General features: G+C 31.7%; 26 protein-coding genes. 22 read left to right on the forward strand and 4 right to left on the reverse strand.

Annotated elements, in window-relative coordinates; genetic code table 11:
* Positions 1–63 precede the first annotated feature (63 nt).
* Positions 64–567 (forward strand): GNAT family N-acetyltransferase, encoded by a 504-nt coding sequence (locus tag ACSBO6_RS09285; RefSeq protein ID WP_098848107.1) that lies wholly within the window; start codon positions 64–66, stop codon positions 565–567.
* Positions 568–710: 143 nt separating this feature from the next.
* Complete coding sequence (locus tag ACSBO6_RS09290) at positions 711–1,409, forward strand: YoaK family protein (RefSeq protein WP_498844527.1); 699 nt, start codon at positions 711–713, stop codon at positions 1,407–1,409.
* 61 nt (positions 1,410–1,470) lie between these two features.
* Here the strand turns inward: ACSBO6_RS09290 and ACSBO6_RS09295 are convergent, their stop codons facing one another.
* Both ACSBO6_RS09295 and ACSBO6_RS09300 read right to left on the reverse strand, forming a co-directional pair.
* Entirely contained in the window at positions 1,471–2,175 is a 705-nt protein-coding gene (locus ACSBO6_RS09295) for a DUF554 domain-containing protein (protein WP_098848110.1), read from the reverse strand.
* Positions 2,176–2,201: 26 nt separating this feature from the next.
* Positions 2,202–3,176, reverse strand: coding sequence for an NAD(P)H-quinone oxidoreductase (locus ACSBO6_RS09300; protein ID WP_098848112.1), 975 nt, complete (start codon positions 3,174–3,176; stop codon positions 2,202–2,204).
* 210 nt (positions 3,177–3,386) lie between these two features.
* Here ACSBO6_RS09300 and ACSBO6_RS09305 point away from each other — a divergent pair, with 210 nt between their 5' ends.
* From ACSBO6_RS09305 to ACSBO6_RS09315, 3 genes are read left to right on the forward strand one after another with little or no spacing between them, the layout of a single operon-like run.
* Positions 3,387–3,953, forward strand: a complete 567-nt coding sequence (locus ACSBO6_RS09305) for an RNA polymerase sigma factor (protein WP_098848114.1) — start codon at positions 3,387–3,389, stop codon at positions 3,951–3,953.
* Positions 3,928–4,446, forward strand: coding sequence for a hypothetical protein (locus ACSBO6_RS09310; protein ID WP_498844528.1), 519 nt, complete (start codon positions 3,928–3,930; stop codon positions 4,444–4,446). Before ACSBO6_RS09305 ends, ACSBO6_RS09310 begins: the two co-directional genes overlap by 26 nt.
* A gap of 42 nt (positions 4,447–4,488) precedes the next feature.
* Positions 4,489–4,956, forward strand: a complete 468-nt coding sequence (locus ACSBO6_RS09315; protein ID WP_498844529.1) for a hypothetical protein — start codon at positions 4,489–4,491, stop codon at positions 4,954–4,956.
* A gap of 56 nt (positions 4,957–5,012) precedes the next feature.
* Here the strand turns inward: ACSBO6_RS09315 and ACSBO6_RS09320 are convergent, their stop codons facing one another.
* The gene (locus ACSBO6_RS09320; RefSeq protein ID WP_098848120.1) at positions 5,013–5,525 is read right to left on the reverse strand and encodes a GNAT family N-acetyltransferase; all 513 of its coding nucleotides are present in this window, start codon (positions 5,523–5,525) and stop codon (positions 5,013–5,015) included.
* A gap of 389 nt (positions 5,526–5,914) precedes the next feature.
* On the opposite strand from ACSBO6_RS09320, the gene ACSBO6_RS09325 reads away from it, so the two are divergent.
* The 16 genes from ACSBO6_RS09325 to ACSBO6_RS09400 all read left to right on the forward strand — a co-directional run bounded on the left by ACSBO6_RS09325 (position 5,915) and on the right by ACSBO6_RS09400 (position 23,223).
* On the forward strand, positions 5,915–6,745 hold the full coding sequence (locus ACSBO6_RS09325; RefSeq protein ID WP_098848122.1) for an alpha/beta hydrolase: 831 nt from the start codon (positions 5,915–5,917) through the stop codon (positions 6,743–6,745).
* Between the two features lie 117 nt (positions 6,746–6,862).
* Positions 6,863–8,050 carry an ATP-grasp domain-containing protein gene (locus ACSBO6_RS09330; protein WP_098848124.1) on the forward strand — a complete coding sequence of 396 codons (1,188 nt, stop codon included), beginning with the start codon at positions 6,863–6,865 and terminating at the stop codon, positions 8,048–8,050.
* Positions 8,051–8,067: 17 nt separating this feature from the next.
* Positions 8,068–8,808 carry an esterase family protein gene (locus ACSBO6_RS09335; protein ID WP_098848126.1) on the forward strand — a complete coding sequence of 247 codons (741 nt, stop codon included), beginning with the start codon at positions 8,068–8,070 and terminating at the stop codon, positions 8,806–8,808.
* Positions 8,809–8,936: 128 nt separating this feature from the next.
* Positions 8,937–9,329, forward strand: a complete 393-nt coding sequence (locus ACSBO6_RS09340; RefSeq protein WP_498844530.1) for a hypothetical protein — start codon at positions 8,937–8,939, stop codon at positions 9,327–9,329.
* 351 nt (positions 9,330–9,680) lie between these two features.
* On the forward strand, positions 9,681–11,954 hold the full coding sequence (locus tag ACSBO6_RS09345; protein WP_498844531.1) for an AAA domain-containing protein: 2,274 nt from the start codon (positions 9,681–9,683) through the stop codon (positions 11,952–11,954).
* A gap of 98 nt (positions 11,955–12,052) precedes the next feature.
* Positions 12,053–13,228, forward strand: a complete 1,176-nt coding sequence (locus ACSBO6_RS09350) for an amino acid deaminase/aldolase (RefSeq protein ID WP_098848133.1) — start codon at positions 12,053–12,055, stop codon at positions 13,226–13,228.
* Positions 13,216–14,523 (forward strand): D-arabinono-1,4-lactone oxidase, encoded by a 1,308-nt coding sequence (locus ACSBO6_RS09355; protein ID WP_498844532.1) that lies wholly within the window; start codon positions 13,216–13,218, stop codon positions 14,521–14,523. Before ACSBO6_RS09350 ends, ACSBO6_RS09355 begins: the two co-directional genes overlap by 13 nt.
* A gap of 271 nt (positions 14,524–14,794) precedes the next feature.
* Positions 14,795–15,643 carry an iron uptake system protein EfeO gene (gene efeO, locus ACSBO6_RS09360; protein ID WP_098848137.1) on the forward strand — a complete coding sequence of 283 codons (849 nt, stop codon included), beginning with the start codon at positions 14,795–14,797 and terminating at the stop codon, positions 15,641–15,643.
* Between the two features lies 1 nt (position 15,644).
* Positions 15,645–16,895: an iron uptake transporter deferrochelatase/peroxidase subunit gene (efeB, locus tag ACSBO6_RS09365; RefSeq protein WP_498844533.1), complete on the forward strand. Its 1,251-nt coding sequence runs from the start codon at positions 15,645–15,647 to the stop codon at positions 16,893–16,895.
* Between the two features lie 9 nt (positions 16,896–16,904).
* A complete protein-coding gene (locus ACSBO6_RS09370) occupies positions 16,905–18,617 on the forward strand; it encodes an FTR1 family iron permease (protein ID WP_498844534.1) in 1,713 nt (570 codons plus the stop codon).
* 243 nt (positions 18,618–18,860) lie between these two features.
* On the forward strand, positions 18,861–19,379 hold the full coding sequence (gene msrA / locus ACSBO6_RS09375) for a peptide-methionine (S)-S-oxide reductase MsrA (protein ID WP_098848199.1): 519 nt from the start codon (positions 18,861–18,863) through the stop codon (positions 19,377–19,379).
* 117 nt (positions 19,380–19,496) lie between these two features.
* Positions 19,497–20,936, forward strand: coding sequence for an MDR family MFS transporter (locus ACSBO6_RS09380; RefSeq protein WP_498844535.1), 1,440 nt, complete (start codon positions 19,497–19,499; stop codon positions 20,934–20,936).
* A gap of 25 nt (positions 20,937–20,961) precedes the next feature.
* Complete coding sequence (rarD, locus tag ACSBO6_RS09385; protein WP_098848145.1) at positions 20,962–21,897, forward strand: EamA family transporter RarD; 936 nt, start codon at positions 20,962–20,964, stop codon at positions 21,895–21,897.
* A 36-nt stretch (positions 21,898–21,933) separates the two neighbouring features.
* Complete coding sequence (gene ybaK, locus ACSBO6_RS09390) at positions 21,934–22,410, forward strand: Cys-tRNA(Pro) deacylase (protein ID WP_098848147.1); 477 nt, start codon at positions 21,934–21,936, stop codon at positions 22,408–22,410.
* A 22-nt stretch (positions 22,411–22,432) separates the two neighbouring features.
* Positions 22,433–22,693: a DUF1294 domain-containing protein gene (locus ACSBO6_RS09395; protein WP_098848149.1), complete on the forward strand. Its 261-nt coding sequence runs from the start codon at positions 22,433–22,435 to the stop codon at positions 22,691–22,693.
* Between the two features lie 188 nt (positions 22,694–22,881).
* A complete protein-coding gene (locus ACSBO6_RS09400) occupies positions 22,882–23,223 on the forward strand; it encodes an SMI1/KNR4 family protein (RefSeq protein WP_286138472.1) in 342 nt (113 codons plus the stop codon).
* Positions 23,224–23,324: 101 nt separating this feature from the next.
* Here ACSBO6_RS09400 and ACSBO6_RS09405 read toward each other — a convergent pair whose 3' ends face one another.
* Positions 23,325–24,545, reverse strand: a complete 1,221-nt coding sequence (locus ACSBO6_RS09405) for an MFS transporter (RefSeq protein ID WP_498844536.1) — start codon at positions 24,543–24,545, stop codon at positions 23,325–23,327.
* Between the two features lie 354 nt (positions 24,546–24,899).
* On the opposite strand from ACSBO6_RS09405, the gene ACSBO6_RS09410 reads away from it, so the two are divergent.
* Complete coding sequence (locus ACSBO6_RS09410) at positions 24,900–25,394, forward strand: GNAT family N-acetyltransferase (protein WP_098848154.1); 495 nt, start codon at positions 24,900–24,902, stop codon at positions 25,392–25,394.
* Positions 25,395–25,458: the final 64 nt, after the last annotated feature.

Consider the following 25,458-nt stretch of genomic DNA (forward strand, 5'->3'; position numbering starts at 1 on the left):
TATGTTATATTTAGATGAAGTAAATTGATTTAAGGCTTTTTTAGCTTCGAAGGGAGATTAAATATGGAAATTCGAAAATTAACAATTGAAGATTTACCTGATTTTATTCGATTAAGAAGTGAAGGATTAACATTATCACCAGAAGCATTCGGAGAAAGTTTAGCTGAATATGAGAGAAAATCATTCGAACAGCATAAAAATAATTTTCCTAAAACGTTTGATAATTTTATTATAGGTGCATTTGACAAAGGCGTACTTGTTGGGGTTTGTGGCTTCTTCCAAAAAAGATCTGAAAAAATGAAGCATAAAGGAGCAATTTGGGGAATGTATGTTACACCAAATTACCGAGGAAAAGGTGTAGGGAAAAAAGTTTTAAGCCAAGCCATTCAAGATGCAATGGAGATTGAAGAAATTTTACAAATTGAACTGGCAGTCATTTCATCAAATCAATCTGCAAAAAGACTTTATAAAACTGTAGGCTTCGAAAGCTTTGGTACAGAAAAAAGAGCATTATTTGTAAATGGTGAATTTTACGATGAGGATCATATGGTTAAGATTATTAAATAAGAAGAAGTAGATGATCAAAGGTATGGTTTGGTCGTCTTTTTTTTGCTTTTTTCATTGTATTTGTTGGATTTTTGTTCACATTTTTATACATAATAAGTGTGTTATGATTGAGCTAACTTAGTAATAGAAGTAGGAGAACTAGTTTGAAATCTAAACAAAAAATCATTCCATCATTATCTTCAAATTCAGTTTATCTAGGATTATTATTAGCTTTAGTAGGTCGATTTTTAGACGGGTATACTTTTATCAGTAGAGATGGTGTATTTGCCAATGCACAAACAGGAAATCTTGTTCTTTTGGCAATCAATCTATCATTTGGGAAATGGAAAAACTCTGTGGATTATATTCTACCTATTCTAGCCTTTATTTTAGGTGTATTAGTTGCAGAATCCGTTAAACATCCACGGTTAAGAGAACTATTATACAGTTATAGACGTTCAATTCTCTTATTAGAATGTTGTGTATTGTTGATCGTAGGATTATTACCTAGTAGTGTGCCTAATTTAGTTGTAACAGTTTGCATCTCCTTTGTGTCATCATTACAAATTTCAACTTTTACCCATTTAGATAAATGGACATACAATTCAACGATGACAACTGGTAATATTAGAATTGCTTCACAAGCAGCATATACAGCCTTTGTAAATCATGACAAAGAAGCAAAAACTAAATTTAAAGAGTTTTTTGTTATTATCCTTTCCTTTTCATTTGGCGCATTATTTGGAAGTCTTTCCACTAAATATATTGGGAATCAAGCTGTTTGGATTGCTGCAGTAGTATTAATTATAGCGTTAATCTTATATCACAAAGACAAAGGTTATTTTAGAAAGAAATTTCATTAATTAGATTAAAAAATGAGCCCAGTAAAAGGGCTCATTTTAGTTTGTAGAAAATACATAAATCTTATTTGAAAAACTGTATGAAACAAACAATAATAAGTGCAAATAAAATAGACGGTAACATATTTCCGATTTTAATTTTAATTAAACCTAATGAATTTAAACCAAGAGCAATTAATAAAATTCCTCCTGTACCTGAAATTTCAGCAATAATTGAATTTAATAAATGCTGGGTAACAAGATTCGGTACAAATGAGGCAAAGATGGCAATGAATCCTTGATAGATTAAAACTGGGACAGCGGAGAGTAACACGCCAATACCAAGCGTTGAAGTTAAAATAATTGATAAAAATCCGTCCATCATTGATTTTGTATATAAGATTTCATGATTATGACGAAGTCCGCTATCTAATGCCCCAAGTATAGCCATCGCTCCAACACAGAATAATAAAGTCGATGTAACAAATCCTTTCGAAATTGAACCTTCGTTTTTAGAATGAAATTTACTTTCGATGAATAGACCTAATTGATCTAATTTACTTTCGAGATCTAACCATTCTCCTACAACTGCACCTAGCGATAAGCTAAAAACGACGATTAGAACTTGATTTGTTTTCATAGCTAAAGTAAATCCTATGACGATAATTACGAGAGAAATTGACTGAGTTACTAGGTTTTTCATTCGATCTGGAATTCTTTTAATAAACAAGCCTAGTAAAGAGCCAAAAATAATAGCGATCGCATTAACAATTGAACCGAATAGTACCATGATTATCCCCTTTGACTTCTATATAATTAATCTATTTTTAAAACTATTTTTCCGATATTTAAATTGTTCTCCATTCGACTATGAGCTTCATTCACTTCATGCCAACTATACACTGAATCGATAATCGGTTTTATTTTCTGATTCGTAAAAAGTGGTAAGACATCTTTCTTGAACTGATTCGTTAAATAGATTTTTTGCTCAAGTGTTTGTGAACGCAAAGTACTACCTATAATGGAAATTCTCTTTGTCAATAATGGTAATAGATTCATATCGTTCACTTTAACCCCACCCATTGTACCAATCAAAATGAGCCTACCATTTGTATTTAGTGATTGTAAGTTTTGATGGAAATAGGATGCACCAATAAAATCTAAAATGACGTCTACACCTACTTCATTAGTAACTTTTCCGACCACAGATTTAAAATCTTCTTGTTTATAGTTAATCACATAATTTGCACCTAAATCAGTACAAGCTGCAAGTTTCATGTCACTCCCAGCAGTCACGATTGAACTTGCACCAAATTCCCTTGCAAGCTGAATTGCAGCGGTCCCAACACCACTAGCCCCTGCATGAATTAAAACAGTTTCATTTTCTTTTAATCTACCTAATTCAAATAAATTTAAGTAAGCTGTCAAAAACACTTCAGGTATAGCGGCAGCCTCTTCGAACGAAAAATGATCTGGAATTGAAATGGCTAAATCTGAAGGAATGGAAACATACTCCGCATAACCTCCGCCTGGCAATAAGCTACAAACACGATCTCCGATTTCCCAATTTGTAACATTAGCACCAACTTGTTCGACAACCCCGGCCATCTCTAAACCTAAAATCGGGGAAGCTCCTTTAGGTACAGGGTACTTACCATGTTTTTGAAGTAAGTCAGCTCGATTAATAGCCGTAGCATGAACTTTAACAAGTAGTTCATTCTCACCTAAAAGAGGCATTTGATATTCGTCAATAAATAAATGCTTTGATTCATCAATTTGAACTGCCTTCATTCTAAAAAACCTACCTTTAATTAAGTTAATTCTTATCATACTATATAACTAATCGAATGAATATTTTAAAAACTTGGAATCGTAAAATTGCATCTGTTTTTAACACTATTCCTACACTTTTTTAGTCATTTTAGATAAAAATTTTAAAAAAACCGAACTATAATCTGTTTTTAAGTGTATATAGGGTGAGTGGTGAAAGGAGGAGAACTAGTGCCTGAAAGAATTGACAAAGATTGTTTAGAAGAATTATTTAATAATCACTCGTCATTTGTGTATCGGACTGCTTACTTTTTAACAAAATCAAACGTACTGGCAGATGATATTACACAAGAGACGTTCATTCGAATGATAAAAAAATTCCATCTATTTGATCAGACAAAACCAATTGAACCTTGGATTTATCGAATAACCGTAAATATCACACGAAATATGTTACGTAAACAAAAAATTAAGAAACTTTTCGGCTTTCATTATAATGTTTTAGCCGAAAAAAACGTTGAACAATCAATTTTACAAAATGAAATGGAAGATCATCTATGGAAAGAAATAAACTTATTACCGAATAAGAGCAGGGAAGTGATTGTACTTCATTATTATTTAGAACTTAAATTAGAAGAAGTGGCGGACTCACTAAATATTCCGATTGGTACATGTAAATCAAGACTTAATTACGCACTAACAAAATTAAGAAATCGTTTATCGAAAAACGAATTGTTTAAAGTAGAACAAAAACGAAAAGGGAGAGAACTTGATGGTGGAAAACAATCCTATTTCTGAGATTAAACAAACTCTTCAGAAGAAATTAGATCAACAAAATCCTTCCGTCACATTTGATCAAATATGGAATAAAGCTAATTCCAAATGGTGGGATAATCGAATTCGAAAATCGTTCGTCTCACTTGGGATTTTATTGTTGTTAGCAATTACCATTTTTATGAACTCACCTATGAAAAAGGATCGAATAGAAAACATAGGTAATACAAACGAATCTACAAGTATTTCTGCAGATGCTAGTATTGGATTATTAATAGTAAATGGGGCGGAGTATCGGTTTGAAGGAATTTTACATAATAAGGAAGTTAAACTGAAAGACCAAATTGGGGAAGTTCAAGAAGTTGTTAATAATCATACGATTCCAAAAGTCAATTTTTCCTCTAATATGTTAAAGGTTGGCAATAAAATTTATTTATCGAGTAAGGACTCTAAAGTCATGATTGTAAAACAAGAGGACGGTACCTTCTTAAAGTTTGTAAAAACTGAAAAAGAGTGACTATTAATTAAAATCTAAACCAAAAAAGAGGGAGTGGCCATTATGTCAAAATTGTTAAGTGTTGCGATAATTTTTTTCTTTCTCATTTTTACTGGATGTTCAGCAAATAATGGTTTAAAAGGTAATAAACCTCCAAAAACAATGGTACAAGTAGAGAATCAAACTTATGATACAAAGTTAGGTTCTTATTGTTGGATTACGAAAGGAAAAGGTGAATGTGCTGATACAGCAGGACCGGTCAATCTATTAGAGGGGAAAAAGCCGATTGAAGTAAAACCAGGAGAAACCATTAAAATTAATATGAAATATACTCCGAAACCAAATGAAATCCACTTAACTCAAATCAATAATAATAAAGAAAGTGAAATATTATTAGTGAAGAATCAATTTTCAGCACCTATTAATAAAGGAGTATATTATTATTCATATGGAGTTTGGTGGGTGGATAAAAAAGATAAGCACTTATCACATGGCGATGCCTTTTATGCTTTTGCTTTAGAGATAAAATAGAACGATTTAGAGGGGGTATGTTTTGATCAAAAACATACCCCTAATAGACTACTAAATTATTCTTCTGTAGGATTCTTTGGTCCACCAAGTTCTAATTGATAAAAGGACAAGTCAAGCCATCTATTAAATTTATAGCCTGCTTTTTTAATTGTGCCTGAATAGACAAATCCTAAGTTTTTATGCATAGCAATACTTTTTTCATTATCTGCATCAATTCCAGCAATTAAAGTCATGTACTCTCTTTCTTTGGCAATGGAGATTAATTCTTTCATTAATGAAGTGGCAATCCCCTTTTTTCTGTAGTTACTATTTACATAAACTGAATGCTCAATCGAATATTTATAAGCCGGCCACGCTCTAAAAGGACCGAATGTAGCAAATCCAACGACTTTTTGGTCAAGTTCGAAGACTAGTATCGGAAATCCTTCATTCATCTTTTGTTCAAACCAATTTTGTCTGCCCTCAAGTGTTTGAGGTTTATATGTATAAACAGCAGTTGTATTAAGTACGGCATCGTTATAGATCTCTAAAATATCTGTTAAATCATGTTGAGTAGCTTCTCTGATCATTTCTTCTTACCCCCATTTTAATCTGTTAACTCTATTTAATTCAGAAATTTTTATCTAAACCTTAAAATTGAACGGTTTGTTCATCATCTAAATTCCCAATCTTGTTCAAAATGCTAATTTTATAACCTTATTTCCTTAGTAAACTATCTCTCGTGTGAAAAAGAGGATATTCATTTATCTATTATTCTCTATATCATTTTTTAACATGATTGTGCAAGAAGGAATCTAATCTATTTTCGTTGAATTAATTACAAAATAATTTTTCAGGCAATAAGGTATCTGCTGAAAAACAATTTTTTAGGCATTTCGTGTGATTTATATTAATCAATCACTTATTCATTAAGAAGTTGTATTTTTCAAGTAAGTTCAAAGGAGCGAGGAAGTTAAAAATGAATCAATCCTATTTTTATTTAAAAATAGAAACACATCAATTACAAATGTCTTATAAAAATGAAAAACGTCGCGTGCGTGTTTTATTGCCGAAAAATTATGAAGAAGACAAGGATCAACATTATCCAGTTGTTTATATGCATGATGGTCAAAATATTTTCTATAGTAGTGAATCTTATAGCGGGTATTCATGGAAAGTGATTCCAGCAATTAAACGAAATCCTGATTTACCGAAGATGATCGTTGTTGGGATTGATAACGGTGGACAAGATCGAATTAATGAATATACGCCTTGGAAAATTACAGAAAGCCCACTTCCTGAAGATTATGAATTAGGTGGGAAAGGCGCGGAGTTTGCTAATTTTGTGATGACAGTCGTTAAGCCGTTTATCGATAAACAATATCGAACGAAATCGGATAAATACCATACAGCGGTGATTGGTAGTTCACTTGGTGGGAATATTTCGGCATTTATGGGTGTTGAATATAAAAATCAAATTGGTTGTTTAGGTATTTTTTCTTTAGCAAATTGGATTACAAGTAAAGCATTTGATCAATTTATTGCAAGTAGAGAATTGGATCCCGAACAACGAGTGTATATTCAAGTTGGTACCCAAGAAGGCGATGATACTGATCGACAATTCATGTATGGAAATATGAAGCAAGCTTATATCGATTGCTCGCTTAAATATTATAAACAACTGATAAAAGGTTCTATTCCTATTGATCACATTTGTTTAAATATTTTTGCAGATGAAGTACATGATGAAAAAGCTTGGGCAAAACACTTACCAGAATGTTTACGCTTCTTAAGTGAGAATTGGTCTTGAATGAATCCCTAAAATGATATTTGACTTACATACTTATTACATTATTTAAAGAGAATTACATTAATTTTAATGTGAAATAAATATTAAATTTTTTGATAGTAAGAAAGGAGCATATTTATGAATTATATTTTGATCTCTCCATATTATCCAGAGAATTTCCAGGCATTTGCTTATCGCTTAAAAGCCGCAGGGGTTAATGTATTAGGTATTGGTGAAGAGCCATATGACCAATTAGGTCCGAAATTACAAAATGCATTAACAGAATATTATCGAGTGAATAATTTAGAAGATCTAGATGAAGTGAAACGGGCTGTTGCATTTTTATTTTATAAACATGGTCCGATTGATCGCATTGAATCGAATAATGAATACTGGTTAGAACTTGATGCCAAACTACGTGAGCAATTTAATGTATACGGTAATAAACCAAGTGATTTGAAAAAAGTTAAATATAAATCTGAAATGAAAAAACTGTTTAAAAAAGCAGGTGTGCCAGTTGTAGAGGGAAAAGTTGTTAAAACTAAAAATGATTTAACGAAAGCCATTAATGAATTAGGACTGCCTGTTATTGCTAAACCGGATAATGGTGTTGGAACAGCTGCAACCTTTAAATTATGCTCCAAAGAAGCTGTACTTCATTTTGAAGAAGTATGGGATGAGACACATGTGTATTTCATTGAACCATATGTGGAAGGAGGAACGCTTTGTACATTTGATGGTTTAATTGATCAGAAAGGGAATATTGTTTTCCAAACAAGTTTTACATATAATGTACCAACTCTAGAACTTGTAAAAGGTCAGTTGGACTTAGCTTATATTATTCAAAAAGAGATTGATCCAAAGCTCGAAAATTATGGTAAATCAATTGTAAAAGCTTTTGGGATGAAAGAACGCTTTTTCCATATTGAATTTTTTAAATTAGAAGATGGGGATTATGTTGCACTTGAATATAATAATCGCTTAGCTGGCGGTTATACGATTGATATGTACAATTTCGCGTACTCCATTGATTTATTTGCTCAGTATGCCTCAATTGTGACAGGAGGAGAATTTAAGGAACCCGATGTTAAAAACGAGTTTTGTGTTGGTATAACCCAGCGTGATGCGTATGAGTATAACCATGATACGAATGCAATTTATGAACGATTTGGTGGGCAAGTGAAGTTTGAAAAGCGTATTCCAGATGCGTTTGCTGAACTACAAGGAAATCAATTTTATGCGATTAATGCAGATTCTCAAGAAGAAGTCGATGAAATCATACGTTTTGTACATGAACGAAAAAATTGCAGCATTGTAAACGTATAAAGATAGGAGATTTATCTATGAATATAGAACATTTAAGCCATTGGAGTGGGGAATTAGGACGAGAAATGCAGTTGAACAGATATGGACACAGTGGCATGCCAATCCTAGTTTTTCCTTCCTCTGGGGGGACGCATTTTGAATACTATAATTTTGGAATGATTGATGTGTGCCGTGACTTTATTGAATCGGGCAAAGTTCAGTTTTTTACACTGTCTACGATCGATAGCGAAAGTTGGCTACACGACTCAAAATCGGTACATGATCGAGCATTAGCTCATGAAGCATATGACCGATATGTCATTTCAGAAGCTATTCCTTTTATTAAACATAAAACAGGTTGGTTTGATTCAATGATGACAACTGGCTGTAGTATGGGGGCCTATCATGCATTGAACTTTTTCCTAAGGCATCCGGATGTTTTCCAAACAACCGTTGCACTAAGCGGTGTTTACGATGTGCGTTTCTTTTTTGGGGATTACGGAAATGATCCTCTTGTATACCAAAATTCACCAAGTGATTACATATGGAATCAAAATGACGGTTGGTTTATTGATCGATACCGTTCAGCAGATATCATAATTTGCACCGGGCTAGGTGATTGGGAACAAGAAGGACTGCCTTCATACTTTACATTAAAAAAGGCTTTTAAAGAAAAACAAATTGAAGCTTGGTTTGATGAGTGGGGTGAGGATGTTTCGCATGATTGGGTGTGGTGGCGAAAACAAATGCCGTATTATTTAGGAGAATTATTTAAATAAAAAATTATGAAAACATTAGTGATGTAGTATTGGTATTGTTTTTGACATTAATTTTAAATTAAAATTAACAATATGTGGAAATAAACACTTTATACTATTTAAAACTACCTTACAAGGAGGTATTGATCATGAAAAATTTGTTTGATGAAACGTATTCCTCAAATGAAAATCAGAGAACAAGTAGAAATATTTGGTATGGGGATGCTGATCTAACTGTTAATAGTGATTATGGAAAAATCATGAATCTTAATGAAGATTTCATGGTTACGATGTGCGAAATAATAAAAAATGACTTATCTAAAAATGCAGAAAATAAGCCTACTGAAACGAACTGGTATTTTTATGGAAGTGGTGTAACTCAGGAAGATATTGGAGATAACATACGTCCGACAATTATGGTACGTGAGAGATCTGGTGAATTTATCACAAATTTTAATATCAGTGACCATGATTTTGCTCTAAATATTGATGGAATTCTGCTGTTTAAGGCTGATTTTGAAAAACGCTTAGCTAAGGTCTAAGGTCTAAGATATCTGAGGTTTAATACGACTGAAGAAAATATTTTTATATTTACATACTATTATAGGGGAATGATTTCAAAATGAAATTATTCTCCTTTTTTATCTGTGTAGAGTCATAGGTACAGAATGTGAATATTACTGAAAAAATCAACTATATTTTATTAGATTGGGTGTAATCATTTAATAAACTATTTGAACTGGTGTATGATAAGTAAATCACTAAAAATGTTTAAACTTTCTATTATAGTTAAGTGTGTGTTAAGTGGATTTGAAAAATTAAAAAGTAACGCACTAACGCTGACTAAAAAGAGATGTTTAACGATCAATTTCAAAGTTAATAAGGTGAAATAAATGATTGTAAATACACTAAACGACGTAAAAAAGTTAATAACAGAATGGCAAACTGCAATTGAAGCCGAACGAAATTATTTAAAATTTCATGGTGGGAGAAGTTACACGCTTTCAAAAGGGACGCCGCTATATCAAATTGGACAAAGTACGGTTATTTTGTTTACGATTTATGCAGAAATTTTTGTCCCAGAAGGAACACCGGTTCGAATAAAAATAGAAAATCAAGAGTATCAAGGTGAATTATTGTCATTTAAAGGCTCTCAAGTTGAAATTAAAATAAATGAAAAAATTACTTCGACGATTCCATTTGCTGAACTTTTTAATGAACCATGGGAGCTTTTAGATCAATTAATTGAAAGACTTGAGGAAATAAAAGATTATCGCAGTAAACAAAGTAGAATTATGAAGCTGATGAATGCTGATTCTACTGCTAAACATTTAAGTAAAATGAAGAAAGATTATTCAACAAAGCAGGAACTAATTTATCGTTCGTTTTATAATGCGACAACATATATATGGGGACCACCAGGTACTGGTAAGTCTTATAATTTAACAAATATTATTTTAAAACATTATGAAAAAAAGAAGTCAGTTTTAGTAATTGCTCATTCTAATGCTGCAGTCGATGTATTAATGAAAAATGTGATTCATGAATTAGAACAAAAAGATAAATGGAAAAGTGGAGAGGTTGTCCGCTATGGTTATACAAAAGATGAAGTGTTATTACAACATGAAGATGTCCTTTCTTCAAAGCTTGTTGAAGTAAGTGGAAGTATAAATCAATATGAGTTGGAAAATTTAGATGAACGAAAACACTCGATGCTAAGGAAGGCCAGAAGAGGTGCAGCATCAAAAAAAGAATTAGATGATTTGAGTAAAATTCAAAATAAGTTAAATAAAATACGTGGAGAAGTTCGTGAAAAAGAAAAAGAATTGATTGATCAAGCAAAAGTGATTGGAACAACTATTTCTAAATGTACAATTGATCCTTTAATCTATTTACGCCAATTTGATTTAGTGATTGTGGATGAAATCAGTATGGCATATACACCACAAATCGCCTTTGCTTCAACATTAGGAAAACGAATTGTAGTTTGTGGAGACTTTAAACAATTACCGCCAATTGCATCATGCTTTCATAATGAATATGTTAAAAAATGGCTACAAGAAGATTTGTTTCATCATACAGGAATTGTCCAAAAAATTGAAAATGGAAAACCATTAATTAATTTAGTTTTACTGAATCAACAAAGGAGAATGCATCCGGCCATCTCTGGATTTACAAATAATGAAATTTATCATTCGTTAGTGTTTGACCATCCATCTGTTAAAAAAAGACAGGAAATCGCAAAACATAGACCATTTCCAATGCAAGCAAATAGTTTAATAAATTCGCAATTTCTAAAATGCTATGCCCTAAAAGATTCAAATACGAATTCTAGATATAATTTAGGGTCTGCGATTATTGCCATTCAATGTATTCTTTCAAGTATAGTAGATGGGGTCAAGTCAATTGGAATTGTTACGCCATATAGAGCACAAGCAAAATTACTTACGGCACTCCATAAAGAAATAATCGGGAAAACAAAATATCGAGAATTACCAATACAAATCGCAACAGTTCACCGATTTCAAGGAGCGGAGTGTGACGTAATCATTTTTGATTCAGTTGATACGAAACCACAATATTCTCCTGGGTTGCTGCTTACAGATCAGAACAGTGAAAGATTAATTAATGTTGCTTTAACTAGAGCTCGAGGCAAATTTATTCATATTGCAGATATTCCATTTATAAAAAGTAAAACTAATTCAAAAAAGACGATTAATAAGCTAATTCATTTTCAAATAGATAATGAATACAAAGTAAGTATGGAAGAGTTTGAAAAGTTTTTTTCAAAGAGTATTTCAAAGAGATTAAAACTGTTTTCAAATGATTCAAGCGATCTGAAAAATGAATTAGTAAATGACCTGAAAAATGCTAAGAAAAAAATAATTGTTTCCATGCCAAATTTATCTGAGATGTCATTGGCTATTCGAAAACTGATCAATGAAGTTGAGATACCGATTCTCTTTATAAGTGAGTCTCATTATGAAAATCAAAAAAATAGAAGTTTTATAAAAAAAGATCAAGTTCAACCTTTTATTATGATAGATAATGAAGTTTTATGGTATGGAATTCCTTTGTCAAAAGTAAGTTTAAATCAATCAAGCAAATCTGCTAGATTGAATTGTCCGTTAACATGTCAAATATTAAAAGGCTTTATCGATTATTAAAAGTTACATAGAAACTATTCTATGTAGCTTTTTTTATTCTGATTAAATAATTTTCTGCATAAAATTAATAATAAAATGCTATCGGGATAGGTGAATAAATGGTCGATCGATCGGTATTTTCCAAATTGTCTATGCCATGTGCTTTTTTAGATTGGGATGCTTTTGTTCAAAATGTGGATGATATTGCAACTAAATCAAACGGTAAGAAAATACGGATTGCTACAAAATCCATTCGTAGTGTACAAGTTTTAAAATATATTTTAGAGAGCAACGATTGTTATGAGGGGCTAATGTGTTATAACCCTAATGAAGCAGATTTTCTTGCTGAAAATGGTTTTGATAATTTATTAATTGGTTATCCAACAGTTGATGTAATCGGATTAAATAAAATTGCATCACAAATAAAAAAGGGTAAAAAAATCATTTGTATGGTAGATCAGACTGAACAGATTAGTATGATTGAAAGGATCGCCGTAAAAAATGAGGTTGTTATTCCACTTTGTATCGATGTAGACATGAGTACTTCATATTTAGGATTTCATTTTGGGGTAAGAAGGTCACCGATTAAAGAAACTAGAGATTTAGTACCTCTATTAACAAAAATATTGCAATCATTGAATGTGCGCTTAGTAGGAATTATGGGATATGAAGCGCAAATTGCAGGTGTTGGTGATGATGCCAAAAATAAGGTTTTGAAAAATAAAATAATCCAGTTTTTAAAGAAAAAATCACTTGGGGAAATAGCGAAAAAAAGAAGAGAAATTGTGAAATACATTGAAAAAGATGGTTATCACCTTGAATTTGTAAATGGTGGAGGTACTGGAAGTCTCCACTCGACGACAAAAGAGAAAGTGGTTACTGAAGTGACAGTAGGATCAGGATTTTATGCTCCTACATTATTTGATGATTACAGGAATTTTCAATATCAACCAGCAATTGGCTTTGCTTTACCAATCATTCGAAAACCATCGGATAAGATTTTTACATGCACAAGTGGAGGGTTTATTGCTTCGGGTGCTGTAGGAAAAGAAAAATTACCAACTCCATTTTCTCCAGATCATTGTACTTTATTGCCACTAGAAGGTGCTGGTGAAGTTCAAACCCCAGTTTTTTATTCAGGCCATGAAGATTTAAAAATAGGAGATGCAATTTTATTTAGACCAAGTAAGTCTGGTGAGATTGCTGAACGTTTTTCTCATTTATATGTAGTAAGTAAAAATAAAATCATCGACCGGTTCACTACATACAGAGGAGATAGGGGGTGCTTCCTATGAAAAGTATGTTATGGAAAAACTGGTCTGGAAGTGTAAAATTCAGTCCGAATCAAGTAGTGTATCCATCATCGATTGAAGAAGTTGTTAACCTCGTAAAAAAAGCTAACTTGGAAAATAAAAAAATAAGAGTAGTTGGTTCAAGTCACTCATTTACCCCACTAATTTCAACTAACGACTATTTAATATCACTAGACAATTTACAAGGAATTATTTCAATTAACAAAGAGGAACAAATTGCCGAAGTATGGGCTGGAACTAAGCTTGAGCAATTAGGGAATGAATTATATGAAGCAGGTTATTCACAAGAAAATTTAGGGGATATTAATGTTCAATCGATTGCAGGTGCATTTTTAACAGGGACACATGGAACAGGGATTAATTACGGAATATTATCTACACAAATTGAAGAGATGACTGTAGTATTACCAACAGGTGATATATTAGTTTGTTCAAAGTCAAAAAATACAGATATTTATAGGGCACTTGGCGTTTCGCTAGGATTACTAGGGATCGTTGTTAAATTTAAAATTAGAATAAAGCCTGCTAAAACATATCGTTATTTGAGTCATAAAATAGCAATGGATGAATTATATAGCAAACTATCAATTTTGAAGAAGGAAAATGAACATTTTGAGTTTTACTTATTTCCGTATTCGAACAATGTTCAAATAAAGGTAATGAATGAAACTAGAACGAAAAAGCATTCATTTAAATTTGAGAAATGGAAAGTAGCAACGATTGAAAATAAAGCATTTTGGTTATTTAGTGAGTTTAGTAGAAACTATCCAAAAAGTAGTTCTCAAATTAGTAAAATTTGTGGTAGTAGTGTTCCAAATACAAAGATGGTTGGACCTAGTCATGAATTGTTTTCAACAACTCGACATGTGAAATTTAACGAGATGGAATATAGCATTCCAGCTCAATATATGAATGATGCAACGTTAGAAATTCAAGAAGAAATTAAAAATAAACGATTTAATGTGCATTTCCCAATCGAATGTCGATTCGTTAAAGGTGATCATTTTTTAATAAGTCCTGCCTCGATGAGAGCATCAGCATATATCGCAATCCATATGTATAAAGGAATGCCTCATCAAGAGTATTTTAATAGAATAGAGGAAATTCTTCAAAGCTATAACGGTAGACCTCATTGGGGGAAAATGCATTCAATGAATATAGAAAAATTAAATCATTCATATCCTTCATTATCAAACTTTCTTGCTATTCGACGTCAATTAGATCAGAATAATATATTTGTGAATGCTTACTTAGCGAAATTATTTAAAATTGAATAATGCTGGTTATATTCTGTTGATTAGTTAACTGTAATAACATAATTATATAAGAATTAATCTTAAAAAGTACGAACATCAATTGAACTTAATCGTAAATTTTGATTCGTAACTTTGTATATGACTCTACAACGTAAAATGACTGAACAAGCTTCAGTCATTTTTTTATGAAAATCTAATTGAAAATATTTATCAATTGTATTATGATAGGTATTGAAAATAGTTATCAATAAGAAATACATATAATTAATTTAGATTTTTCGGGGGTATTTTCATGAAAAAGCAAACTACTATGATCGCAATTTCTCTTGCTACAAGTTTAATGATGGCAGGATGTGCACAAAAAAGTGAAGAAGCAAGTAACGTAAAAAAGGAATCAAAAGTAGAAGCAAAAATAAATTTAGATTCAGAGATTAATAATTATAGAGATTTCGTTGTTTCTCAAACGGAAGAGTTCGTAGCAAATACTCAGAAGTTTGTTGATGCAATCAATGCAGGAAACATGGCAGAAGCAAAACGTCTATATCCAATTAGTCGTTCTTATTTCGAGAGAATTGAACCAGTAGCAGAATCATTCGGTGATTTAGATCCAAAGATTGATGCACGTGAAGGTGATGTACCTGCAAATGAATGGACTGGTTTCCATAAAATTGAGCAAGTTCTTTGGACTCAAAATACAACAAAAGGTTTAGAAAAATATACAGAACAACTTATGAAGGATGCTAACTACTTAAGAGCAAAAGTAGAAACAGCTGAAATTGATCCTGTATTATTTGTAACTGGTCCTGTGGAATTATTAAATGAAGTTTCATCTTCAAAAGTAACAGGTGAAGAAGAGCGATATTCTCATACTGATTTGGCTGATTTTGCAGCAAACGTGGAAGGTTCAGAAAAAATCGTTCAATTATTATCTGATAAATTAAAAGCAAAAGATGCTGAATTAGCTTCTACAATTGAAACTAGATTTAATGAATTAATTACAACTTTAAATACTTATAAAAAAGGTGATCAGTATGTTGATTACAAACAGTTAAAAGAAGATGAAGTAAAAAAATTAGCTCAACAAGTAGATGCATTAGCAGAACCGATTTCACAAGTTGGGTCAACTTTAGGGGTTAAATAATATGAAAAAATTAGAAACAAATAAAGTTTCTAGAAGAGATGCATTAAAACTTATTGGAGTTGGTGGTGCTGGTATCCTTATTGGTGCTACTGGAATTGAAGCAGCTACTGAAAAAGTAACTAATTTCTTTTCACCAGCTAAAGCGGATGAAAGAGAGATTCTTCCGTTTTATGGTAAGAACCAGCAAGGAATTACAACTCCTGCTCAAGATTTTATATATTTGGCGTCTTTTAAACTAGAAACTACTTCAAAAGCAGATGTCAAAACAATGTTTAAAAAATGGACTGAAGCGGCGGCTTTAATGAGTGAAGGAAAGGAACTAGGTGATTCTGAATATCCTTCTTCACCACCAATTGATACGGGTGAAGCAACTGATTTACAACCAATGAAGCTTACGTTTACATTTGGTGTTGGCCCTTCATTTTTTGACCGATTATCCATTCAATCAAGTAGACCACCTGGGTTAAAAGATTTACCTCATTTCACTGGTGATGATTTAAGAGAGGAATGGAACGGTGGAGACATCGTAGTTCAGGTTTGTGCAAACGATCAACAAGTTGCCTTTCATGGTGTAAGAAACTTGATTCGTCTTGGCCGTGGAACGGTTAGTATAAAATGGATGCAGCATGGCTTCCAACGCTCATCTGGAGCGGATCCATCTGGTAGCACGCCAAGAAACCTCATGGGCTTTAAGGACGGTACTGCAAATCCAGATACAAAAGATGAAAAAGAAATGAATACACATGTTTGGGTACAAAATGGCGATGGTCCAGCTTGGCTAACTGGTGGTTCATATCTAGTTGCAAGACGTATTCGTATCCGTGTTGAGGAATGGGATCGAAGTTCATTACAAGATCAGGAACAAACATTTGGACGTCATAGAGCAACTGGTGCACCAATTGGCGAAAAAGATGAATTTGCTAAACTAGATTTAAAGAAAACAGATGATAATGGGAAATTACTGATTCCTGCAGATTCACATGTTGCCTTAGCAAGAGGTAAAGGAAAAATTAAAATTTTAAGAAGATCTTATTCATACACAGACGGACTTGATATTCAAACAGGAAAATTAGATGCAGGGTTACTATTTGTTAGTTTCCAAAGAGACCTAGAAAAACAATTTATTCCCATGCAAGATAAATTAGCGAAAATGGATTTATTAAACGAATACATCGAACATAATGGTAGTGCAGTTTTTGCATGCTTCCCAGGGGTTAAGAACGGAAGCTATATTGGTGAAGGATTACTTTAGGTGAATTGTATGAATAAAAATATATTTTTAATAGCTAGTTTACTATTTTTAAGTTTAATAATTAGTCCGTTTCATAAAACATTTGCTGAAACTGATCTTCAAGAACAAGTACTTTCGCATATTGGTAACTCATTAACAGAAGTTAAAAATGGTGAAAAAGAGAAAGTTAAAACAGATTTAGTAGCGATTAAAGATTTAATTAAAAATGAGAAAAAAACTTCAAAATTAAATAAACTAGTTGACCAAGCGATTAAAGATATTGATCAAAATGATCTTGCTGCAGTAAAAGATGATATTCGAGCAGTAGCTTTTGAAACTGAAAAGTGGATTGAAAAGACGAATGATAAAAAAGATCTATCTCAAATTAATCTTACTAAACTAGTATCTCATTTAAATAATATTAAAACTTTATCAAATGAATCGAATTGGGCAAAAGCGCAATCAGAATATAAGCTTTTTGAAATCGAATGGTCTAAAGTTGAAAATGATATAAGAAGAGCTAACAGTGGTTTTTATGGTTCAATTGAAGCAAATATGATTACTTCGAGGTCAACATTGTTTACTGATAATCCTTCAACTACTAAAGTAAATGATTCTTTTACTAAATTAATTGATGTAATGAATAATCCAAGTAGTGACTCAACGAAAGAAGTGAGTATAGAGAAAGCTATAAAACTACTCAATCAAACAATCAATTCTGTCGAATCAAATGATATAGAAAAGGCACAGGCTACATTTAATGATTTTATACAAGATTGGCCTTATGTTGAAGTAATCGTTCAATCAAATTCAATGGAATTATATAAAAAGATTGAAAATGATACTTCCATTGCATTAACTAGGTTAACAGAAAAGCCTAAATCTGCTTCAACGTTGAAAACATTAAAACAGATTCAACAGAATTTAAATTTAGCTACGAAGAAAACATCTTATACGATGTTTGATGCCGGGACTATTGTATTCCGTGAAGGTTTAGAAGCTTTAATTATTATTTCAGCTTTACTAGCGTTAGTGTCAAAAGGTAAACAAGAGTCAGCACGTAAGTGGATTTTTGTTGGTGGTGCTTTTGGTATTTTAGCTAGTTTAGTAGCTGGTTTATTATTCAAGTTTTTATTATCAAGTATCTCAGCTGGAATTAGTAATCAATTAATTGAAGGAATTTCTGGTCTGATTGCGGTTGTTTTCATGTTAACAGTTGGGTTATGGCTACATAAACAATCTCGTCAACAAGAATATGGTAGTAAGATGAAGGAAAAAGCAAAAGCTGCAATTGCGGGCGGAGGAATCCTTTCATTAAGCTTACTTTCATTTTTTGCAGTATTTAGAGAAGGTGCCGAAACGGTCGTATTTTATATTGGTATGAGTACTTCAATTACAACAAAAGAATTGCTTACTGGTTTTGCAGGTGGAATCATTTTACTTGTTATAATTGGAATGTTCATCTTAAAAGGAAGTAAATTTATTCCGTTAAAGCCGTTTTTTACAATTGCAAGTTTATGTATTTATTACTTGACGTTTAAATTCATCGGTCAAAGCATACATGCATTACAAGGAATTGGCTATTTGCCTGATCATATGAGTACTATTTTGCCAACTATACCTAAATTAGGGATTTATCCTTCCCTAGAAAGTATCATCCCACAACTAATTTTAGTATTATTTGTCATTTGGTTGTTTGTTGGTACTAGGATTAAAAACAATAATAAATCAATTGCTGCTTAAAAACAGTTTAGGAAAACAGACATAATTGTCGTTCAATAAGACAATTACTGTCTGTTTTTTATCGTCTTTTCGCTTAGTAAAAGTCTAATCCGGGAGCAGGAATCCATTTTATTAAAAATTGGTAAATTATGAGCTAAAATATTTAAAAATCCGTTTAAAAGAGATAAGATAAGATTATAGAAATATATGGGTTTAACATAAAAATATTATGTAAACTAGGTAATGTAAGGAGGATTTAAATTGATACAAAAAGCTACATTTGCAGGTGGTTGTTTTTGGTGTATGGTAACACCGTTTGAAGATTTACCTGGTATACATGGTATTGTTTCAGGTTATATGGGTGGAGATTTAGAAAATCCTACGTATGAACAAGTAAAAAAGGGGACTACTGGACATTATGAAGTAGTTCAAATTACGTTTGATGATGAATTATTTTCATACAAAAAACTATTAGAATTATTTTGGCCGCAAATTGATCCAACAGATCCAGACGGTCAATTCCAAGATAGAGGTTCACAATATCGAGCTGCAATCTTTGTTCATAATGATTCACAACTGAAGGAAGCAATGGAATCAAAAGAAAAATTAATTGAAAGTAATATTTTTAAGAAACCGATTGTAACCGAAATATTAGAAGCAACTACTTTTTATGAGGCTGAAGAATATCACCAAGACTATCATAAAAAAAATCCAAAACATTATAAAGAAGACCGAGCGATGTCTGGGAGAGACGAATTTATTGAACTAAATTGGAAGAAGTAGGCAAGAAAAGCAATAGAAGCTCCATTAGAGCTTCTATTATTTTTAATGGAGGATAAGAATAGTTATCTTTTCTAAAAAAAGTCAATACGTAGATCTGCTCTCGAATGGAGGTAAACTGTGGAAACAAATCGAAGACTAGTGACAATCGGGTTGTTGGTAGCTGTTACATTGTCTGCGATTGAAGGGACGATTATTACAACTGCCACACCTACCATTACTACAGAATTATCTGGTGTTAAGTTGATGAGTTGGATTTTTGCAGCTTATATGTTGGCAATGACTGTAACGACACCAATTTATGGGAAGCTATCGGATTTATATGGTCGCAAAAACTTATTAATGTTTGGCATTATTTTATTTATTTTAGGTTCAGTTTTATGTGGTTTTTCACAAAATATGGGTCAATTAATTTTATTTCGTACCATTCAAGGGCTAGGAGCTGGAGCTGCATTACCTTTAACGATGACGGTAATAAGTGATCTATATCCATACCAAGAAAGGGCTAAAGTGCAAGGCTATATAAGTGCCGTATGGGCAGTTTCAAGCGTAATTGGTCCTTTAGTTGGAGGTTTTTTTGTAGACTTCATTTCTTGGCGTTTTATCTTTTTTATTAATTTTCCATTCGGAATTCTCTCTGTTATTCTATTTTGGAAATATTATCATCAAAAAATTGACCGCAAAAATACAATTTCAATTGATTATTTAGGATCCATTCTATTTATATTAAGTACTTTATCTGCATTATATGCTTTAGTAGTAGGTGGAGAGCAACATAACTGGACTTCTCCAAATTTATTATTTCTTTTTGCATTTGCAATCATTTTGTTTGGGTTATTTCTTTTTGTTGAAACAAGAGCAAAGGAACCATTATTACCACTTTCATTATTCAAAATCCGTCATTTAGTTGTTACATATGCAGCAATGTTTATTGCACATGCACTTCTAATATCGATTGAGGTGTATTTACCAGTTTATAATCAAAGTGTGTTTGGATTAAGTGCGACACAATCAGGTTTAATGTTAATTCCTTTATCATTCGCTTGGACATTAGGCTCTTTTTTATCTGGTCGTCTCATTAAGAAAATGAAAGCAAAAAATATGATTCTATTAGGCGCATTCTTATGTATTATCGGTGCATTTGGGATGAATTTTTTCCATGATTCAACATTACTAATTTATCCATTTAATGCATTTTTAGGTCTTGGCTTCGGATTATCTTTTCCAATTTATATGATCCTAATTTCATCAGCTGTAGAGATGAACCAACGGGGTATTGCAATTGCTGCAAATTCCTTTTTAAATACTTTTTCGCAAACAATTACAGTTGCTGTGTTAGGAACCATTTTTACAATTAAGGTATCTGAAGTATTGAATGGTCAAAAATTAGTTCTAAGTGCTCATAATCAAGTCAATCATCTTTCAACAGTAAAAGCTGTAACTACCGGTTTTGAAATCATCACTTTATTTATGGCAGTATTTAGTATAATTACGTTTATTTTCGTCTTATTTTTACCTTCTGAACAATCTGAAGAAAAAAAGGTTGATATAGCACACTAATATAGAAAAAGAAAGCTGGGAGAGAATGAATAACACACTTAAAGGGATTTTATACGGTGTTCTTGCATATGTAGTATGGGGTGTCTTACCGATATATTGGAAACTAATTCAAGATATTTCTCCTTTTGAAATATTAACACATCGTATTATCTGGTCTTTTGTTACGTTAATACTTTTCATTCTTCTTTCAAAAAAATTAAAGCAATTTAATATTACTTGGAAGCAAGTTGTAGGTAATAAAAAAGTATTCGTTTCAATGATTGCTATTTCACTATTAATTAGTTCTAATTGGCTAATTTATATTTGGGCGGTCAATTCAAATCATATTCTTGATGCAAGTTTAGGCTATTATATTAATCCATTAGTTAGTATTATACTTGGTGTAATTGTATTGAAAGAGTCATTGTCAATTTGGCAAATCGTTTCAGTTTGTTTAGCAACAATAGGTGTAGGCTATTTAACAATCATGTCAGGTACATTACCAATCGTAGCAATCCTATTATCTTTAACATTTGCCTTTTATGGATTATTAAAAAAGATTTTAAAGATTGATTCTTTTTTAAGTCTTACAATAGAGACGTTATTAATTTTTCCAGTCGCCTTACTATATTTTGCTTTTCTAGCTTATAAAGGCCAAGCAGGTCTTGTACAAAGTGCACCAATTGAGCAATTATTAATAGTAGGTGCAGGGTTAGTAACAATTATACCTTTATTATTTTTCGGTAAAGCAGCACAATTAATTCCGTATACATATGTTGGATTTTTGCAATTTATATCACCAACAATTAGTTTATTAATAGGGGTTTTATTATACGATGAAAGTTTCTCAAAGAAAGATTTTATTTCATTTTCATTTATATGGTTAGCTTGTGTCGTGTTTGCTGTTTCAACTACACCGTTTATGAAATCCATTGAACAAAAACTTAAAAATCGAAATAAGAAGCAATCAATATCTGCTTAAAATAATCTTAATTTTGTAGCTTTGAAAGGAGTAAAAATGGCTGTAAGTAAAACAAATGCAATGAGAATGTTAGATTCAAAAAAAATTAACTATACAACTTTAAATTATGAATCAAATGATGGAAAGATTGATGGTGTTTCCGTAGCAAATAAAATAAATAAAGATCCTGAATTAGTCTATAAAACACTAGTATCAATCAGTCAATCCAAGGCGATTTATGTATTTGTCATACCAGTTGAAAAAGAATTAGATTTGAAATTAGCCGCAAAAGCTGCTGGAGAGAAGAAAGTTGAATTATTACCAGTAAAAGACCTTTTAGCAAGTACAGGATATGTAAGAGGTGGTTGTTCACCAATCGGAATGAAAAAACAATACCCTACTTTTATCGAAGAATCTGTAAATAATTTAGAAGAGATTATTGTTAGCGGTGGAAAAATAGGTATACAACTTCAATTGAATGCAAAAGATTTAATACAAACAACTCGTAGTAAAATAGCAAAAATTTCAAAATAAACGAGTGTTATGAGGGATCCAAATGGTAGGGTATTTTCTATTTTATTTAGTAATCGTTAACATTGTTTCATTCGCAATTATGGGAATCGATAAGTCACGTGCAAAAAGAAAAGCTTGGAGAATTCCTGAACGTATATTATTTCTATTCGCAATTATCGGTGGAACGATTGGTTCTATTTTAGGAATGTATTATTTTAAACATAAAACAAAGCATCCAAAATTTGTTTTTGGTTATTGGATCATCCTATTTATCCAATTTGTTATCTATTTTTTCTTCCTATAATTTTATAGGATAGACTTTCCTTAATTGTATAAAATATTTTTATGACAAATTAAGGAGGCGAAAGAAATGGGACGTGGAAATGGTGGAAGAAAAAATAACGCCGGTCAAAGACAACCAAACTACGAAGATAAATCAAATTTATCTGAATCAAAAAAAGCACAAAAGTAAAAAAGTTAGCCTGTGATCATTTGGTTGATACAGGCTTTCTTATTGGAAATGGGGAATATAAAATGCAAAACGAATGGTTTTCAAGAATAAAAGGAATAGGCATCGATGAAGTCTCAAATGAAAATATGACAATCTATTTTATTAAAGAAGACGAATTAAATGAAGCTAAAAAGGACTTAAGTAAAAAAATACAATGGCCAGAAAATTGGTTAATAATTGGTTTTGATGACGAAACGGATGATGTGATCTTTATCAATGAGGAAACAGGGGAAGTATGTACAGCCTATGAATTTGAACGAAAATGGGAAGTCGTTACACTGTATTCAAGTTTGAATGAATTTTTAGCTGCATATGGATATTGATTAACAAGGGTGTTCCATTCTTATATGGGATCTCTTTTTTGTTTGTAGTTAAGTAAATAGTAATGAAAAAGAGGCTCCTCTTTTGAGACAGCCTCTTTTCATTACATTGATAAATTTTCAGGTTTTTTAACTATTTCATTCGATTTTTTGTCTTTATACAATAATCTAGCAATAATTAAGAGAGAAACCGTTCCAAAAATTAACACCATATATTGTAACCCAATTGTATCTAAAAATAGTCCTGTACTTAAAAGGACAACTTGAAATGTTACTCTGTCATACATACTTCTAAATGAGAAAAGTCGACCATGGTATGATTTGTCGATTGAAGTTTGGAAAACAGTAGAACAAACAGGAAAGAAGCAACCAACTGAAAATCCGAAAATTGCAAATGAGATTAGCGTCATCCAATGATGGTCTGCAAAGAAAAGTGACAGCTGAGCAAGAGCTACTAAAAAAGTTGAAAAGTATAATAATTGCTTATTCGTATACTTTTTTGTTAAGTGTTTAATGACAAATGCTCCTATCATGAACGAGATACCTTCACTTGTATAAATAAGACCTTTTACTGCAGGATCATGCTGAATATCACTTATTTCGATTACCATTAAATTAAATCCACCTAAAAAAAGTACTGGCACCAAGTTTAAGATAAATAAATTTAAGATTGTCGGGTTATTTCTTATCAGTGCGAATATTTCAGTAAATCCTTTATCAGCTTTCGCTTTTTTAGTTTTTTCTACATTCATTGATTTATTGGTTGGTTCTTCAATTCGTAAAAAGAACGTCATTAAAAATAAAAATGCATATGCCAACATACTCATTCCATATACATTCGTTAGACTTGTAGATACAACTAAAATACCGCCTATTGAAGTTCCAGCAATTCTTGATATTGTTGAAATATTCATATGAATCCCATTTAACGTTAATAACTGATCGTTTTTTACAATCATTGGAATAACAGCTTGAAGTGCTGGAAAGTAAAATGCAGCAGAAATTTGCAACATTACTAAAAATAAGACCATAAAAATTATACTTTCGTATTGTATTGCAAAAAACATTAGAATTACACTTAAAGTTCGGCCTAAACCACTAATTAATAAAATCTTTTTCTTTGAATATTGATCAATTAATCTTCCAGCCAAAGGACCAACAAAAACTCCTGCTAATAAACCGAAAAAAAGAATTAACGATTTAAAGAAATCAGAAGGTACATGTTTTTGCATAAATTCCAAGTTTCCGATAATTCCGAACCATAGACCTATACCGGCTCCAAATTCACCGAACAACACGATCCAAACGTTTCGGTTTTTCCACATAAAAATTTCTCCCCATTTACCCATAATATAATTCGACAAAATCTATTATCTCATCAATAGAAAGAAAAGACTATGTAAAATAGAAATAAAAGTAGAAAAAGTAGAGTATAGGCTTTGATTAATTGAGGATATTAAGTGCTTGTTTTGCTAAATAGCATGGAAGACGAACAAAAAGGATTCATATTCTAATAATAGAATTAAATAAATATACTTTTAGATTTAGCCTGAAAGTAAAACTAATATGAAAAGGATAAAAGAGATGAGTTTCATATCAGAGAAGACAACAGTGATTTATAAAGAAATGGTTAAATTGAAAACAGTCATATCTAAATATTTTATAGGCGGTGTAAATTTATGAACAGTAGTCCAATTGTGAAAGAATACTCTAATGTTTTTCAAGCTCAAGTAGTAGATTTGATTCTTGATATACAGCAGCGGGAATACAATATTAAGATCACCAAGGATGACCAGCCTGATTTGTTTACGATAGAAGAATTTTATCAGAATGGAAAAGGGAACTTTTGGGTGGCTCTTTATGGCGAAAAGGTAGTTGGTACGATCAGTCTTTTAGACATAGGGAATCAACAAGTTGCGTTGAGAAAGATGTTTGTAGACAAAGAATTCAGAGGTGAAAAATATAAAACTGCAAGTCTTTTATTAAATCATGCTATTAATTGGGCGAAAGAAAAATCAATAAAGGCAATTTATCTTGGAACCACTCCTCAATTTCTAGCAGCTCATCGATTTTATGAAAAAAATGGATTTACAAGTGTAGAAGTGAACGATTTACCTGAAAATTTTCCAGTGATGAAGGTCGATAAAAAATTTTATAAGTATTCGATTGTATAAAAATAAATGAATACAAAAATAAGAAAAGAACAACTGGACCCCAAGCAGTCCGTGTGTTGTTCTT

The organism is Bacillus sp. AL-1R (assembly GCF_052180195.1).
Classification (GTDB): Bacteria; Bacillota; Bacilli; order Bacillales; family Bacillaceae_G; genus Gottfriedia.

Bases quoted from the DNA above. Each gene is read 5' to 3' on its own strand.
- ACSBO6_RS09405 (WP_498844536.1), bottom strand. From the start codon at position 24,545: ATGTGGAAAAACCGAAACGTTTGGATCGTGTTGTTCGGTGAATTTGGA.
- ACSBO6_RS09335 (WP_098848126.1), top strand. From the start codon at position 8,068: ATGAATATAGAACATTTAAGCCATTGGAGTGGGGAATTAGGACGAGAA.
- ACSBO6_RS09325 (WP_098848122.1), top strand. From the start codon at position 5,915: ATGAATCAATCCTATTTTTATTTAAAAATAGAAACACATCAATTACAA.
- ACSBO6_RS09320 (WP_098848120.1), bottom strand. From the start codon at position 5,525: ATGATCAGAGAAGCTACTCAACATGATTTAACAGATATTTTAGAGATC.
- ACSBO6_RS09340 (WP_498844530.1), top strand. From the start codon at position 8,937: ATGAAAAATTTGTTTGATGAAACGTATTCCTCAAATGAAAATCAGAGA.
- ACSBO6_RS09330 (WP_098848124.1), top strand. From the start codon at position 6,863: ATGAATTATATTTTGATCTCTCCATATTATCCAGAGAATTTCCAGGCA.
- ACSBO6_RS09300 (WP_098848112.1), bottom strand. From the start codon at position 3,176: ATGAAGGCAGTTCAAATTGATGAATCAAAGCATTTATTTATTGACGAA.
- ACSBO6_RS09350 (WP_098848133.1), top strand. From the start codon at position 12,053: ATGGTCGATCGATCGGTATTTTCCAAATTGTCTATGCCATGTGCTTTT.
- ACSBO6_RS09370 (WP_498844534.1), top strand. From the start codon at position 16,905: ATGAATAAAAATATATTTTTAATAGCTAGTTTACTATTTTTAAGTTTA.
- ybaK (WP_098848147.1), top strand. From the start codon at position 21,934: ATGGCTGTAAGTAAAACAAATGCAATGAGAATGTTAGATTCAAAAAAA.
- efeO (WP_098848137.1), top strand. From the start codon at position 14,795: ATGAAAAAGCAAACTACTATGATCGCAATTTCTCTTGCTACAAGTTTA.
- rarD (WP_098848145.1), top strand. From the start codon at position 20,962: ATGAATAACACACTTAAAGGGATTTTATACGGTGTTCTTGCATATGTA.
- ACSBO6_RS09295 (WP_098848110.1), bottom strand. From the start codon at position 2,175: ATGGTACTATTCGGTTCAATTGTTAATGCGATCGCTATTATTTTTGGC.
- ACSBO6_RS09410 (WP_098848154.1), top strand. From the start codon at position 24,900: ATGAACAGTAGTCCAATTGTGAAAGAATACTCTAATGTTTTTCAAGCT.
- ACSBO6_RS09285 (WP_098848107.1), top strand. From the start codon at position 64: ATGGAAATTCGAAAATTAACAATTGAAGATTTACCTGATTTTATTCGA.
- ACSBO6_RS09315 (WP_498844529.1), top strand. From the start codon at position 4,489: ATGTCAAAATTGTTAAGTGTTGCGATAATTTTTTTCTTTCTCATTTTT.
- efeB (WP_498844533.1), top strand. From the start codon at position 15,645: ATGAAAAAATTAGAAACAAATAAAGTTTCTAGAAGAGATGCATTAAAA.
- ACSBO6_RS09310 (WP_498844528.1), top strand. From the start codon at position 3,928: ATGGTGGAAAACAATCCTATTTCTGAGATTAAACAAACTCTTCAGAAG.
- ACSBO6_RS09345 (WP_498844531.1), top strand. From the start codon at position 9,681: ATGATTGTAAATACACTAAACGACGTAAAAAAGTTAATAACAGAATGG.
- ACSBO6_RS09395 (WP_098848149.1), top strand. From the start codon at position 22,433: ATGGTAGGGTATTTTCTATTTTATTTAGTAATCGTTAACATTGTTTCA.